The 14407-nt window shown below is 46.3% G+C and carries 12 protein-coding genes and 1 pseudogene; 12 read left to right on the forward strand and 1 reads right to left on the reverse strand.

What is annotated here, in order from left to right:
- Positions 1–487 precede the first annotated feature (487 nt).
- The 10 genes and pseudogenes from ACO0KY_RS00005 to ACO0KY_RS00050 all read left to right on the forward strand — a co-directional run bounded on the left by ACO0KY_RS00005 (position 488) and on the right by ACO0KY_RS00050 (position 10843).
- Positions 488–991: a hypothetical protein gene (locus ACO0KY_RS00005; protein ID WP_246447301.1), complete on the forward strand. Its 504-nt coding sequence runs from the start codon at positions 488–490 to the stop codon at positions 989–991.
- 1065 nt (positions 992–2056) lie between these two features.
- On the forward strand, positions 2057–2947 hold the full coding sequence (locus ACO0KY_RS00010; RefSeq protein WP_423043223.1) for an NAD(P)-dependent oxidoreductase: 891 nt from the start codon (positions 2057–2059) through the stop codon (positions 2945–2947).
- 78 nt (positions 2948–3025) lie between these two features.
- Positions 3026–4320 (forward strand): annotated as a pseudogene (gene aceA / locus ACO0KY_RS00015) (isocitrate lyase).
- Positions 4321–4701: 381 nt separating this feature from the next.
- Complete coding sequence (locus tag ACO0KY_RS00020) at positions 4702–5508, forward strand: GIN domain-containing protein (RefSeq protein ID WP_423043225.1); 807 nt, start codon at positions 4702–4704, stop codon at positions 5506–5508.
- 345 nt (positions 5509–5853) lie between these two features.
- Entirely contained in the window at positions 5854–6960 is a 1107-nt protein-coding gene (locus tag ACO0KY_RS00025; RefSeq protein WP_423043227.1) for a substrate-binding domain-containing protein, read from the forward strand.
- A 251-nt stretch (positions 6961–7211) separates the two neighbouring features.
- Positions 7212–8468 carry a TIGR03862 family flavoprotein gene (locus ACO0KY_RS00030; RefSeq protein ID WP_423043229.1) on the forward strand — a complete coding sequence of 419 codons (1257 nt, stop codon included), beginning with the start codon at positions 7212–7214 and terminating at the stop codon, positions 8466–8468.
- A 174-nt stretch (positions 8469–8642) separates the two neighbouring features.
- Positions 8643–8969 (forward strand): PilZ domain-containing protein, encoded by a 327-nt coding sequence (locus tag ACO0KY_RS00035; RefSeq protein ID WP_422990068.1) that lies wholly within the window; start codon positions 8643–8645, stop codon positions 8967–8969.
- Positions 8970–9126: 157 nt separating this feature from the next.
- The gene (locus ACO0KY_RS00040; protein ID WP_423043231.1) at positions 9127–9627 is read left to right on the forward strand and encodes a YbaK/EbsC family protein; all 501 of its coding nucleotides are present in this window, start codon (positions 9127–9129) and stop codon (positions 9625–9627) included.
- A 14-nt stretch (positions 9628–9641) separates the two neighbouring features.
- A complete protein-coding gene (locus ACO0KY_RS00045; RefSeq protein WP_422990072.1) occupies positions 9642–9848 on the forward strand; it encodes a DUF1289 domain-containing protein in 207 nt (68 codons plus the stop codon).
- Positions 9849–9925: 77 nt separating this feature from the next.
- The gene (locus ACO0KY_RS00050) at positions 9926–10843 is read left to right on the forward strand and encodes an MBL fold metallo-hydrolase (RefSeq protein WP_423043233.1); all 918 of its coding nucleotides are present in this window, start codon (positions 9926–9928) and stop codon (positions 10841–10843) included.
- A gap of 11 nt (positions 10844–10854) precedes the next feature.
- On the opposite strand, the gene ACO0KY_RS00055 is transcribed toward ACO0KY_RS00050, so the two are convergent.
- Positions 10855–11709 carry an enoyl-CoA hydratase-related protein gene (locus ACO0KY_RS00055; protein ID WP_423043235.1) on the reverse strand — a complete coding sequence of 285 codons (855 nt, stop codon included), beginning with the start codon at positions 11707–11709 and terminating at the stop codon, positions 10855–10857.
- 179 nt (positions 11710–11888) lie between these two features.
- On the opposite strand from ACO0KY_RS00055, the gene ACO0KY_RS00060 reads away from it, so the two are divergent.
- Complete coding sequence (locus ACO0KY_RS00060) at positions 11889–12863, forward strand: NAD(P)H-dependent flavin oxidoreductase (RefSeq protein ID WP_423043237.1); 975 nt, start codon at positions 11889–11891, stop codon at positions 12861–12863.
- A 165-nt stretch (positions 12864–13028) separates the two neighbouring features.
- Positions 13029–14177: a carbonic anhydrase gene (locus ACO0KY_RS00065; RefSeq protein ID WP_423043239.1), complete on the forward strand. Its 1149-nt coding sequence runs from the start codon at positions 13029–13031 to the stop codon at positions 14175–14177.
- Positions 14178–14407 lie beyond the last annotated feature (230 nt).

The raw sequence follows: 14407 nt of genomic DNA on the forward strand, positions 1-14407 counted from the left end.
CCATCCCGAACAGGACCGTGAAACGACTCTGCGCCAATGATAGTGCTGCAACCAGTGTGAAAGTAGGTTATCGTCAGGCTCCCCAATGCTACCCCTCTCTGTGAAAACAGTGAGGGGTTTTGCTTTTGTGATTCAGAAACTCTTCTACGATAACTCAGGTTATCAAATCCCATTCTCCGTTCACCGTTCTCAGTTCTTCGCCCCACAATGACTCGCTTTTACGCTCTACATCTGCCGTGCGGCTCAACGCCCGATCTACGCAAGAATTCGATTTTTCTGTGTGTTACGGGAGGGCTTGAGCGGAGAAAATCAAATCGTTTTAGTCGGACTCAATCCGGTGTGTACTCGCCAATGACAAATCACTAAGACCATATCTACTTCTCTCGTCGTGACTACAAATATGTTTAAAGACCTTGCAGACTCTCATATTTCGTATAAAACTGAGTATAGTCCAGACTAATTCACGTTTTCCGGGGGAGAACAAGCCATGATGACCGTTCCTATCGTGATGGATATCGAAGCATCTGGCTTTGGTGCTGGCAGCTATCCAATTGAAGTCGGTTTTTCACGGCGCCACGGTGAAGGGTGGTGTACCTTGATTCGCCCTGAGGAGGATTGGGAGCACTGGGACGAAAGCGCTGCGCAAGTGCATAAAATCCCTCGCGAAACGTTGGTTGAACGAGGTCGACCTGTAGCAAATGTCGCTGTAACCCTGAACCTCATTTTAGCTGGGCACACCGTATATACCGACGGTTGGGCACATGATTACGTCTGGCTTGCTCGCTTGTTTGATGCGGCTGACCTTCAACCTGGATTTCGTTTGGCGGATTTTAGAGAAATTATTTCTCCCAAGCAGGAAGAACTGTGGCATCAGACAAAAAGGCAGGTTGAAATTGACCTTAATGTTGGTCGACATAGAGCTAGTAACGATGCGCGTATTTTACAATTGACCTGGCTCCGCACTTACGACGCGTGCCGACTTTTGCATTAAGCAATCCTATTTATGCCAACGTGCTTTGTGATCTGGAGTTCTGTTAAATTTTCCTTTGATTACTTAATTTCTCGCTTATTTTGTCTCTCTCCTCTTCAGGGCTTTGCTCTTTTTTGCCACGAGCTTATTTGTAAGCATTTCCGGAGCCGTCGCACACGTGTTCCCATGATTGCCCCCGCACTCATCTCGTCAATCTGCTTTTTTAGATTCAGTTTGTTACATTTTTTCTAGCAATATTTTGTTTGCAGTTTAAATGTAATGAAAGAAATAAAGTCTTACATTATTCCTCCCAACCGATAACTACTTTTTTGTTTCCCTGCACCTATAATAAGTATCGTTAAGTAACGAAATTTATATTAATGTTGTATTGGGAGAGCAAATGCTAGTCGGTGATGTCGACCACTTTTCCTTGTGCAAAGTCTTTATTTTTGGACTCGCCTTGTGCCCTAATCCTATACGCGCGAGTAGCTACGAGCATCATTCTATTTCGCGGTCAAAACAGGGGAAAATTTATCCAACACTGCTTGCTAAGTTCCCTGCGATAACACGAAAAAGTTTCCAGTAATGACACGTACACGAAATTAAAAAGCCGTGTTGTGCGGCCTGCAGTTATTCAATTATCCAATCCGCCTCGAGCAAGCCAAAATAAGGTCATCAGCCTTCCCCGCAGTACTGCAAGCCTGATCGACAACGAACTGAAAGTCCCAGCTACAAAGTTCTCCAAAACATGTCAAAGAAGTATCTTAAAAAATAGTGGCGAGTCTGAACGTTTCTTTTGGTACATGAGATCAACGAGATACGGATTGCAATCAGTTCAAGGATTTGGTGAGCAAGGAAGAAAAGATCCGCGTCAGCGTTTTGTATATCGATCATTACGTTGCACTTACCTTTCGCTTCATCCGCCTTAGCTACAGGGCATTCCATCAATAGATGAGACGACAAACTGGCAAAGCACAAGTCATTTGATCGTTCGATCTACGATCGCTATTTTTGAGAAGCGGCGACTTGCTCTGTTTCCCAGACTGTCTGCCGCCAGAATACCAATAGTTTATGGAGAAATATGATATGTCTAAAATTGCATTACTAGGAATGGGTGCAATGGGATCGCGCATGGCAAAAGCATTGATTGAAGCTAAGCATACGCTCCACATTTACAACGTTGTAGGCAATGCCTGTGAACCTATAGTTGCGATGGGCGCTAAAGCATTTGTTACGCCTCGCGAGGCTGCGGTGGGTGTTGATTTTGTTATTGCAATGGTCTGGGATGATGCCGCGTCAGCGTACGTGTGGCTTGATCCCGAAATTGGTGCTATGCAGTCACTTTCAAAAGGGGCCGTCGCAATTGAATGTGCAACCTTAACCGTTGAGCACGAAGCAAGGTTGATGAAAGCGGCGGAAGCGCAGGATGTCGAGTTTGTCTCTGCACCAATGTCAGGATCACTACCTGAAGCCGATGCCAAGACATTGATATTTACCACAGGTGCAAGCAAGCAAGCCTTTTCTAAAGTGGAGCCCATTCTCATGGCGATGGGACAAAAGATCAACCATGCAGGAGATCCACTTGATGGAATCTCCCTAAAATTGCTTATTAACAGCAAACTCGCTCTCGAATACGCAGCCATGGCAGAAATGATCGCATTTCTTTTGGCATCAGGTAAAGATGCCAAACGTTACTTAGAGATCGCTGCATCAACCGCTCCCTTCTCGGCACGAGGTATAAGGGAGGCGCGCTATATGTTGGACGGCAACGAGACTTCACGAGTAAAAATCAATCAATTAATCAAAGACTCTGCCAATCATATTGCGCACTGCAAAACACATGGTGTCCCCTGCCATATGACTGAGGCTGCCAACTTAGTGTTCCGTAAAGCCAGTGCCGCAGGCTTTGGTGATCTCGATGCTGTTGCTCTGGCACGCATCTACCGGGAACAAACTGCGCAATACCAAGCTGCGTGAACGTGGGTGACAAGGTGCTTGCCTTTATGTGCCTCGCCAACAAACAACCAGTAATAACCAACTCGTAAGGGATTTTATATGTTTAAAAGATTTTCACGCGCCTATCAAGCCCAACAAATTCAACATGATTGGGAGACCAATCCACGTTGGAAAAATGTCTTCCGCCCGTATTCCGCAGAAAAAGTCGTATCGTTGCGGGGGTCTTTGCAACTCGATCATACCTTGGCACGCCAGGGTGCCCAAAAATTATGGGACTTGCTTCATACCGAGCCATACGTCAACAGTTTGGGTGCGCTTACAGGTAACCAGGCAATGCAACAAGTAAAAGCGGGTCTCAAAGCAATCTACCTTTCTGGATGGCAAGTCGCAGGTGACGCCAATACTAATGGTGAAATGTATCCGGATCAGTCACTGTATTCAGTTGATTCTGTACCTAAGGTGGTTATGCAACATTCAAACGTGCTGATGAAATTCAATGGAATGAAGGAAAAGAGGAGATTGATTATTTTGTGCCTATCGTTGCTGATGCTGAAGCCGGATTTGGCGGTGTGCTCAATGCATTTGAATTAATGAAATCCATGATCGAAGCCGGTGCTGCGGGTGTTCACTTTGAAGATCAGCTTGCTTCTGTCAAGAAATGTGGTCACATGGGAGGGAAAGTGTTGGTACCTACTCGCGAAGCCATCGCTAAATTAGTTGCAGCACGCCTAGCCGCGGATGTCATGGGTGTACCTACGCTTCTCATCGCAAGAACCGATGCCGAAGCGGCTGACCTGGTGACTTCAGATATTGATGAAAATGATCAACCGTTCCTTACAGGCGAACGCACCATAGAAGGTTTCTACCGCGCTCGTAACGGCATGGATCAAGCAGTTTCGCGTGCTTTAGCTTACTGCCCTTATGTGGACATGGTGTGGTGTGAAACTGGCAAACCTGATCTGGATTTTGCGGAGGAGTTCGCTCGTCGCATCCACGACAAGTTTCCAGGGAAGATGCTTGCTTATAACTGTTCTCCTTCCTTCAATTGGAAGAAAAATCTTGATGATGCAACCATTTCTAAGTTTCAAAACAGACTTGGCGCTCTTGGTTACAAATTTCAATTCATTACTTTAGCTGGGTTTCATAGTCTCAACCACGCTATGTTTGAATTGGCTTACGGTTATGCTCAACGGCAGATGAGCGCGTTCGTTGAGCTTCAGGTAAGGGAATTTGAATCATCATACAAAGGATTTACCGCAGTAAAACATCAACGTGAAGTGGGCACTGGCTATTTTGACGCCGTCACTACAGCGATCGAAAGCAATGCGTCGACTGCTGCACTTAAAGGGTCAACTGAAGAAGAACAATTCTTAGAATGTGACTCAGCAGAATAAGCAGAATAAGCAGTAAAAGCAGTAAAAGCAGTAAAAGCAGTAAAAGCAGTAAAAGCAGTAAAAGCAGTAAAAGCAGGGTTGCGTTGCAGCCCCGCTTTTGAATCCGCTACGTTTTACGTCTGTTTTTTGCAAAACCTACATCTAAGATCCAAACGAGTCGCCTTTTTTTCGTTCTGTCCTCAACTTTTCACATACTGTCGCAAGCTATTCGCTTTTGCTATATCTAGCCCTTATGCTCTCGTCAAATGATCCACTTGCAATGCATGGAAGTTCTTATTCAACGGTTGCAATGACGTGCTTCGAGCATATTCAATGTATATCTGCGGAACCTGCCAAAGGCACTATTTTGGATTTGCGTTGGTGTTTGTTAAGGAGTCAATGATGAAAAATTTTCTATCCGGCCGTATCTTTCGCTTTTTCATTTATATCGGCTTGTGCACGATATTAGAAACGGTACTGGTAGCTGATGCCCAAGCTGTTTCTGAAGTGGGCGGTGGATATGCAAGAGAGCGCAGACCTATTGATGCCCGCGTCACGAATGTAGTGATGAGTGGACCAATTCAGTTTATTTTAAAACCATCCATCGTTCCCGATTTATATGTCACCGGTGACCCATCCTTAGTGACGAAAGTCACCACGATAATTGACGGTAATACTTTATATATAGCAACCAAAGGTATTTTTATTGCAGCGGGAAAAACGCAGAAAACTATCGTGGAAATACATTTACCAAAGATAGAGAAACTGCAGTGCTCTGCGAATGGTGATAGCTCCGTCATCGGTTTTAAAGGCGATAACCTGGATCTCGACCTGCGTGGTAGCGGCAATTTCATCTTAGATGCCGATTATGTCAATTTGAAAATGAAGTCGACAGGAAGTGGAACAGTACAACTGCGGTTACAAAACATGCAAACTATCTCAATAAATTCACAAGGAAAGGGAACAATTTTGCTCTACGGTCAAACAAAAAATTTTGATGCACAAGTGTCTGGCGCCGGTGGACTCAACGCTAGTGCAATGCGAGCACAACAAGGCACTCTCAATCTGACCGGCTCTGCGGATGTGGCAGTGTATGTGAATACTGAAATCTCAGCATTTGCATTGGGAAGTGGCAATTTACGAATTTTAGGTAATCCAATAAGACGCCATGTGGAGCATCGCGGTTCTGGCCAGATTATCTGGCAGTAAATTCATGGTTAAACCTGTTAATCATATCGATTGTCCGCACTTTTTAGTTTGGCAAATATATCTACCACCAATTAATTGTTGTAAATTACTCTTGTGCAATAAACATCTTATTGTGAATGGAAAAATATTTAATGAATTTAAAAAACATTATCCATTTTTTATATTGATAATTTATTGTTTTTGTAAATAAAATTTTATCGATTTGTCGTTGGTAGTGAAACTCTATTTGCATGGAAAAATTTCTGTAATAATCATCGCGCAGATGTAAGTATTTGTTTCAAAAATAAAATGTTTTACCTGCGCTCAACAACGCAGGTTCGCTACCAACCTGACCGATCTGGAACCATGATTACTATTCAAAGTAAGTGCCTGACAGCGTTGTTTATTGCGTTTTGTTTCATCTCAGGCGTCTATGCCCAAGAAAATCCTATGCAGTTTTTGAGTAGCGCGAATGCGAAAGTTGCCCGTGCTGAGGCTTTAAAAAATCGATGGGAAGGTCCGCTCGATGGCCCAAAAATTCAAAAGAAAAAGAAAATTATTTTTATTGCCGGCGATATGAGTGATGCCGGAATTTCGAGTGTTTTCAATGGTGTGCGCGAAGCAGGTGCCGCAGGAGCGTGGGAAACGCTGTCGATTGATTGTCGGGGGCGCTGCAACCAAGGCGCAGCGATCATCGCACAGGCATTAGATATGAAGGCAGACGGCATTATTTTGGCAGGTGTCGACGTTACAACGCAGGCAAAAGGCATGGCTGCCGCAGCTAAAGCTAAAGTTCCTGTTGTTGGTTGGCATGCATCGGTTAAGAGCGGTCCCGTCGATGGTTTATTTACGAATATCACCACCAACCCAAAAGAAGTCGCGCAATTGGCTGCTTTGTACACGGTGGTTGAATCAAATAATAAAGCTGGCATTGTCGTATTCACCGATTCGACTAATCCCTATATGTTGGCCAAATCCAGTGCGATTATTGAAACTATTAAACAATGCGAAGGCTGTCGTTTATTAAGTGTAGAAGACGTTGCTTTGAGTGATGCTTATCTGAAAATGAAATCGGTGGTTGACAACCTAGTGAAGCGCCATGGCAACAAATGGACACACGTGATTGCCGTTAACGACTATTATTTTGACCTCCTCAATGCATCGTCGATTGCTCCTTTGGTCGCGGCAAATAAATTGGTGGGTGTATCAGCGGGAGACGGTTCACCAACAGCCTACAAACGTATCCGCGCTAATGATATACAAACTGGAACCGTTCCAGAGCCGCTGGTGATGCATGCGTGGCAACTCGTCGACGAATTGAATCGTGCCATGACTGGTCAGGCTCCAAGCGGCTACGTGACGCCGGTACATCTGGTAACCGCCCAAAATATTGCCTACGACGGAGGCGCAAAAAATGTATTTGATCCGGCAAATGATTATCGCAATCACTATCAACAAAGCTGGCTTAAATAAAACGCTTTCTGGTTCTCTGAGCCAATGACGTGCGGCTAACTTATGTGATTGTTATTGCAACATTTTCATAAGCTAGCCAAAATAGTTTTCGTCTGCATCGATTCCCATCGTCGTTTTCGACTGAAACCCCATCTCACTGTCGCCTGACAATCACAGGCTTCGCAGGAAGGCGTATCATTACGCCCCTGAGTGTATTTTCTATACTGCGTTGGCTCTTCAACTACAGCCGTTAGTTATCTTTTATTTTATCCATGCAAACAACGAACCAAGACATCCCTACTGCATCCGCGCGCCATGTCATTGTGATTGGCGGTGGTCCCGCAGGATTGATGGCCGCTGACGTACTTTCAGCAAAAGGAATACGGGTTGATTTGTATGATGCAATGCCAACAGTGGGACGAAAGTTTTTGTTGGCCGGTAAGGGTGGCATGAACCTGACGCATTCTGAGGAATTTAGTACGTTTTTGTCCCGTTATGGTAACCGCGCCGCAAATCTTCAGAAAATGCTGCAAAATTTTGATGGTAAGGCTGTGCGTGAATGGGCACAGGGGTTGGGTATAGAGACTTTTATTGGCAGTTCAGGACGGGTTTTTCCTGTGGATATGAAAGCAGCTCCTTTGCTGCGCGCATGGTTGCATCGCTTACGTGAACAAGGGGTGCAATTTCATATGCGTCATCGTTGGTTAGGATGGACTGATGATGCGCAATCCTTACGTTTTGATAGCCCCGCGGGTGCATCTCTCGTCAAGTCGGACGCAGTGATACTCGCTCTTGGCGGGGGCAGCTGGGCGCGCCTTGGGTCGGATGGAAAATGGGTAGCACTACTGCAGCAGCAAGGTATTGATGTCGCGCCGCTCCAGGCGGCGAATTGTGGTTTTGATGTTGCATGGACAGATTTTTTTAAAAATAAATTTGCCGGAAAACCATTACTTACCGTTGCGGCGCAGCTTCGTGGCAATCATAGGGGTATGCGTAAGGGGCAATTTGTCATCACTGCTGGAGGTGTTGAAGGTAGCCTGATTTATGCTTTATCATCTTCTTTACGTGAAGAAATTAATTGTGCCGGAGAAGCAATACTGGAGCTGGATTTATTGCCCGATAAAAGTATGGAGCGTGTGCTTCAAGAACTTGGCAGCGGACCGGGTGCGCGTTCTTTTGCGAGCTATCTGAAGACTAAATTGGGATTAGATAGTCTCAAGATTGCCTTAATACATGAAGTATTGAGTAAAGAACAAATGCAGTCGCTGAATGCACTTGCTGGTACTATAAAAAAATGTCCAATTCGTTTGCTATCCGCCCGTCCAATCGACGAAGCGATTAGTAGCGCAGGTGGCGTCAAATTTGAGGCCTTAGATCAGTACGGTATGTTGCTCGCGCGTCAGGGTGTATATTGCGCAGGTGAAATGCTCGATTGGGAAGCGCCCACTGGCGGTTACTTGCTCACCGCTTGCCTCGCCAGTGGCAAGCACAGCGCACAGTCTGTACTTGGTTATTTAAAGAGTATTTAAAGAGTACTTAAAGAGTACGTAATGCTTACTTGATCAAGAAGTAATAAGCAGAATAAGAGATGAAAAAATCGATGTTTTCCTGATTCAACCATCAAGTTTCGCTTATAAGTTGTTACAATCTCGGGCTTGCTTCATGGCTTATATTTTCACACAGTTGTTCAGAACGTCTTACTTATGAGTGATTCTCGAAATTCACCACGTCTTTCGGTTGCCTGGCGCGCCGCTATTCAAGTAGCGGTGGGTAGAATTGTGCCAGCAAAAATAATTAATTTTTCCGCTTCAGGCATACAGCTACAAACCAGTGTGATGCTCAAAGAAAAACAGGTCTACCAGATGATGATGGAAGTACCAAGTCACAAAGATGCCTCATCGCGTACGCAGGTCGTTTGCAAAGCAACTTGTCTTTACACGATCTTGAGCGGCAATGAATACCGTGCCGGAATGAAGTGCTCTGATTTCCCACCGCAACACCGCGAGCTATTAGAAAGCTGGGGCGGTTAAGCCCTTCGGCCTTCAAGGCTTACCAAAGCAAAGTTTTCCCTCCCGTGTTATAACTGACAACCTGGTAGGACGGGTGCAACCCGCCAAGAACACGTTTTTGCACGCCGTCGTGGTCAGTCCACAGCTTGGTCCGGAGTGAACTTTCAATATCGCGAATATGAATACCATCCTTACTGAACAAAAATTACCTGATTCTTCTTTGCGAGTTGCTGCTCTATTATCTGAAATTGGCCACGATCAACCGATCGTCGTACTGCCTGCTTCTGGAAAAACTGCAGCTGAAGCGGCAGCAGGATTGGGCTGTAGTGTTGCAGAAATTGCTAAATCTATCGTGTTCCGTCGGCTTTCGGATAATGCTGCCGTCATGGTCGTTGCTAGCGGAAGCAATCGGGTCGATGTGGACAAAGTTGCGGCAATGGTTGGTGCCCTGGGTAAGGCAGATGCCCAATTTGTTCGCGAAAAAATTGGTTATGTGATTGGTGGCGTATGTCCTATCGGTCATGTCGAAAAAAGCGTCATGCTGATCGATCAGGATTTGTTGCAATATCCTCAAGTCTGGGTCGCAGCTGGTCATCCGCATGCTGTATTTGCCCTGACACCACAACAATTAATTGCAATGACCAATGCCCCTGTAGTGGACATTGCCTTACTTTCTTGAATTGAATAAGTATTATGAGTATTTTGTACGACTTTGATCCCGAAACCGCCTTAGCGACTGAGCCAGTTCCCTCACCGTGTGTCGGCGTATGCAAAATGGATGAGAAGGCAGGTTGGTGCGCGGGTTGTTTTCGTACCATTGACGAATTGACTGCTTGGAGCACTGCCAGCAATCAGAGCAAATTGCAGGTCTGGCGTTTAGTAAAACACCGGATGTTTTGAGATGATTTTATAGCCCGGTAGATTGATCTTTGCCGGGTTTTTGTTTCTTTTTTACGGCATTTTTTGAAAGTGACTTCATGGATGACGAAACGCTGAAGCTCCCGCATGGTATGCAGATATTTCAGCGTGGCTGGTTGTCATCCAATAATATTCTTTTCATCAGCGATACCCAAACAGCTTTAGTTGATTCTGGTTATGTCAGCCACGCTGCACAGACGTTGGCTTTGGTGCAGCACGCTTTGCAAGGTCGGCAACTTGATTTTCTGATCAATACGCATCTGCATTCTGACCATTGTGGCGGGAATGCTTTGTTGCAGCACACTTATGGCTGTCAGACTTTGATTCCGGAAGCTGAGGAGCACGCTGTAACAAATTGGGATGAAGAGCAATTATCGTTTACCGCCACGGGACAGGAATGTCCACGTTTTCGCTTTGACCACGTGCTTAAAGCGGGTGATCAATTGCTACTGGCGAATTTGTCCTGGCAAGTCTTAGCGGCTCCCGGCCATGATCCGCATTCGGTCATCTTGTATTGTGCCCAAGAAGGCATATTAATTTCGGCCGATGCGTTGTGGGAAAACGGCTTTGGCGTAATTTTTCCTGAGCTCGAAGGTGAGTCCGGCTTTGCTGAGCAAGATGCGACTTTGCAATTGATTGAAGAATTAGATGTTCGTTTAGTGATTCCTGGTCACGGTGCGGCATTTACGGATAAGCAAGCTGCCGTGGGCAGAGCGCGTAGTCGCCTCGACTATCTGTCCGCCGATCCAAAAAGAAATGCCCGAAACGCGATCAAAGTATTGATGGCTTTTATGTTGTTAGACAGACGCGAAATGACGCTGACTCAGTTGTCTGCTTGCCTGAATCAGGTTCGCATGATGCGTATCGCTGCGGCGCATTTGGCGCTACCCATTGAACATTTATTGCCACAGCTGATACAGGAGCTCATCAAAGCAGGCGCTGCCCGTCTTGAGGGGGAGCACCTGTTAAGTTGTTAGTAATATCTGGGTTATTTCAGCTGATAGGGTGAATCGCTAAATGCTTGCACTGGTGCGAGATCAGGATAGTTGGTTGGGCGATTTTGTTGTTTCGCCATAAATGCTTCCATTAAATTCGCACTCTGCCATATGCCTGATTGCAACCAACCCATTTGTTGCAATGCGTCGTGCGTGCTATGGTCGCGCGCGTAGTGTATCGCTTGCTTACTGCCCCAGATCGCGACTGGTGGTTTTTCGCTAATTTCTTTGGCCATCTGCAACGCGGCTTCTATCATCGCTTCTGGCGTTTCAAATACGTCATTGACCAGACCGCAGTTGAGTGCACGCTGGGCATTCAGACGACGACCAGTATAGGCCATTTCATGCACTATCCCTTCCGGTATCAGCTTAGGTAAGCGTTGCAAGGTGCCCAGATCGGCGGTCATGCCAATGTTAATTTCTTGTATGCAGAAAAAGGTATTGGTCGTTGCCAAACGGATATCCGCTGCACATACCATATCAACGCCGCCGCCAATGCAACCACCCTGAACCGCCGCGATGACTGGCATGCGTAATTGTTCAATGAGGTTAAATGAATGATGCATATCTTTCAGTATCAACGCAATATTTGCCCGCCCAATAGCATTGTTATCGTCCAGTGAAATGCCGCCACCTGCAAAGACATCCAAGGCCATCCCAGCAGTGAAATGCTTGCCAGTGGATGAAATCACCAGCACCCGGGCGGAGGCCTGATTTTGCAATTGCTGCAGGATTTCGACCAATTCTCTGAAGAATACCGGCTGCATAGTGTTGAGGCTATCGGGCCGGTTAAAACGCAAATGGGCGATTTTATTGTCGATACTGAAGTCAAAACACTGGTAAGTCATAAGGATTCCTTGGCTGCGTGTTGGAGTGAAATGAAGATGGTTCGCACTGGGGTGTTATTGTGTCAGCCCCGCGGTAAATAACTATGTTTTTTCTGATAACATGATATCAGTCGTCTTCATAAAATTCTTACAAATCCCATTCAGTCCCAACAAATACCTACACGTATCGAGATAGATCTATGTCCAGCAACGCGCATCTGCCCCAAATTTTGCAAAACCTCGTTTTACCCGTGATCGCCTCTCCTTTGTTTATCGCCAGCGGCCCTAAGCTGGTTGCTGCGCAATGCAAAGCCGGAATTGTTGGTTCGTTTCCGGCACTCAATGCGCGTCCTGCTGAGCTGCTTGATACCTGGCTGACCGATTTAACGGCGGAGCTCGCTCAATTTCAGGCTAACAACCCAGATGCCAAAGTTGGTCCCATTGCAGTCAATCAAATTGTCCATCAGTCAAACGACAGGCTGGCGCATGACGTGGCGGTGTGCGTCAAGCATCAGGTGCCTATCATCATTTCGTCGCTGCGCGCACCGCCAAAAGAGATGCTGGACGCGATTCATAGTTATGGTGGCATCGTTTTGCATGACGTGATTTCAATTCGTCATGCTCAAAAAGCATTAGAGGCCGGTGTTGACGGCTTGATCCTGGTTGCTGCTGGCGCCGGTGGCCATGCTGGTGGTTTGTCACCGTTTGCCTTAGTTGGAGAAGTGCGCAAGTTCTTTAAGGGACCGATTGCATTGTCAGGCTCAATTGCGACGGGTGATGCGGTGCTCGCAGCGCAGGCAATGGGTGCCGATTTTGCGTATATTGGTTCGCGTTGGCTGGCAACGCCAGAATCCAATGTGGACGATGCGTATCGTCAGGCCATTCTGGAATCCACCGCTGCTGACATTGTGTACACTAATTTGTTCACCGGTGTGCATGGCAATTACCTGAAAAAATCAATTATCGCGGCGGGGCTTGATCCTGACAATTTACCGGTCGCTGATAAGACGAAGATGGATTTTGGTACGGGTGGCAATAAAGCCAAAGCCTGGCGCGATATCTGGGGCGCTGGTCAAGGCGTTGGTCTGATGGATGACGCTCCTACCGTTGCCGAGATTGTCAAACGTTTGCAAGACGAATACCAGGCTGCAAAAGCCCGCGTATTGGCAGCCTGAGTTTCACATCTGATGCAACACAATGATGCAAATTGGCTTAATGGCAGGTTGCAAGCCATTTGCATCTCCTTGAATAATCGTAGTGTGTCCTGAACGCATCAAAAAGATTCAAGTTTAAAGACAGAGTTGCCGTAACCGGACTATCCCATCCAACTTCTGTCGATTATGCGCCGCTACTCCGTATTACTGCTTTCCTTGTTGTTGGCGATATCCGCATCGGCGAACGAAAGTTCGTCGCCTTCGTCGTCACCGCCTTCCAAACCGATAAAGCAGTCGTCGACGAAGGAAAAAGACAAGGAAAAAGAGAAAGAAGAAGCACCTCCTGCCAAAGAAAAAGAAGGACGCAAATCGTCCAAAGAAGGCAAGGAAGGGAAAGAAAGTAAAGACGCTGCAAAAGAATCTGCGAAGGAAGCGCTCGCTGCCGATGAATTGGCTGCAAAAATCGCCGAGCGACTAGCCGTTTTACGCAAAGAAAAAGAAGAGGTTAATTCACGCGCCTCGGCACGTTCAGTAATGCGTCCAGTCTATACTCCACGGCGCGCCGAACCAGTGAAACCAAAAGCCGAGATGGTGGCGTCAGCATCGGCAATGTCAGATCATGGCGCTGCCGCAATTGCTGCGGCGATGGATGCCCACGGCGCTGGCGCTTGGGGTTATCAAGGCGAGACGGGGCCTCTGAGTTGGGGGAAATTAAGTCCGGCTAATAGCAAATGCGATATCGGAGATCGTCAATCACCGATTGATATTCGTGACGGTATCCGCGTCGATCTGGATCCTATTGTATTCGATTACCGCGTTTCTGGCTTTAATGTCATCGATAATGGCCACACGGTACAGGTCAATGTTGGTGCCGGCAATTACATTACGGTAATGGGGCGTAATTATGAATTGGTGCAATTCCATTTTCATAAGCCCTCGGAAGAACGTATTAACGGCAAAAGTTTCGAAATGGTTGTGCATCTGGTGCACAAAGATGCAGATGGAAAATATGCCGTGATTGCCGTTTTGATCGAACGTGGCAAGCCACATAGCGCAATCCAGCAAGTCTGGAATAATCTGCCACTTGAAAAGACGATTCCTCAGGAGGCTTTGACGCCGCTTGATCTGAATAAGGTTTTGCCACAGAAACGCGAATACTATACCTATATGGGATCGCTGACGACACCACCATGCACAGAGGGCGTGTTGTGGATGGTCATGAAAGAACCGATAGAGTTGTCGCCGGAACAGATCGGGATTTTCAATCGTTTGTATTCCATGAATGCCCGCCCTATCCAAAAAAGTAGCGGACGTCTGATTAAAGAATCAAATTAATCGTCAAAGCAGCGTGAAGATACTCCCCTAGTTTTTTTTCAAAATGCTTTTGCAGATCAATATTCGCAATGACATTTAAAAATACTCCATGGGTGTATTTTTTTGCTTGCGTTTTTTACGGCTGACGTTGTAAAAAGTGCCAGCCAGTTTTTACGTTACATTTGTTGTATCCCTTGCTACATACGCATACATAAAGTCGGTCAACCAAAGTGACGGCCAAACGCTTAACG

The sequence above is a fragment of the Undibacterium sp. Dicai25W genome, from assembly GCF_049340505.1.
Taxonomy (GTDB): domain Bacteria; phylum Pseudomonadota; class Gammaproteobacteria; order Burkholderiales; family Burkholderiaceae_D; genus Undibacterium; species Undibacterium jejuense.

Excerpts from the sequence above, each read along its gene's own strand:
- ACO0KY_RS00050 (WP_423043233.1), top strand. The coding sequence starts at position 9,926 with ATGGATGACGAAACGCTGAAGCTCCCGCATGGTATGCAGATATTTCAG.
- ACO0KY_RS00025 (WP_423043227.1), top strand. The coding sequence starts at position 5,854 with ATGATTACTATTCAAAGTAAGTGCCTGACAGCGTTGTTTATTGCGTTT.
- ACO0KY_RS00035 (WP_422990068.1), top strand. The coding sequence starts at position 8,643 with ATGAGTGATTCTCGAAATTCACCACGTCTTTCGGTTGCCTGGCGCGCC.
- ACO0KY_RS00045 (WP_422990072.1), top strand. The coding sequence starts at position 9,642 with ATGAGTATTTTGTACGACTTTGATCCCGAAACCGCCTTAGCGACTGAG.
- ACO0KY_RS00055 (WP_423043235.1), bottom strand. The coding sequence starts at position 11,709 with ATGACTTACCAGTGTTTTGACTTCAGTATCGACAATAAAATCGCCCAT.
- ACO0KY_RS00010 (WP_423043223.1), top strand. The coding sequence starts at position 2,057 with ATGTCTAAAATTGCATTACTAGGAATGGGTGCAATGGGATCGCGCATG.
- ACO0KY_RS00030 (WP_423043229.1), top strand. The coding sequence starts at position 7,212 with ATGCAAACAACGAACCAAGACATCCCTACTGCATCCGCGCGCCATGTC.
- ACO0KY_RS00005 (WP_246447301.1), top strand. The coding sequence starts at position 488 with ATGATGACCGTTCCTATCGTGATGGATATCGAAGCATCTGGCTTTGGT.
- ACO0KY_RS00020 (WP_423043225.1), top strand. The coding sequence starts at position 4,702 with ATGAAAAATTTTCTATCCGGCCGTATCTTTCGCTTTTTCATTTATATC.
- ACO0KY_RS00065 (WP_423043239.1), top strand. The coding sequence starts at position 13,029 with ATGCGCCGCTACTCCGTATTACTGCTTTCCTTGTTGTTGGCGATATCC.
- ACO0KY_RS00060 (WP_423043237.1), top strand. The coding sequence starts at position 11,889 with ATGTCCAGCAACGCGCATCTGCCCCAAATTTTGCAAAACCTCGTTTTA.
- ACO0KY_RS00040 (WP_423043231.1), top strand. The coding sequence starts at position 9,127 with ATGAATACCATCCTTACTGAACAAAAATTACCTGATTCTTCTTTGCGA.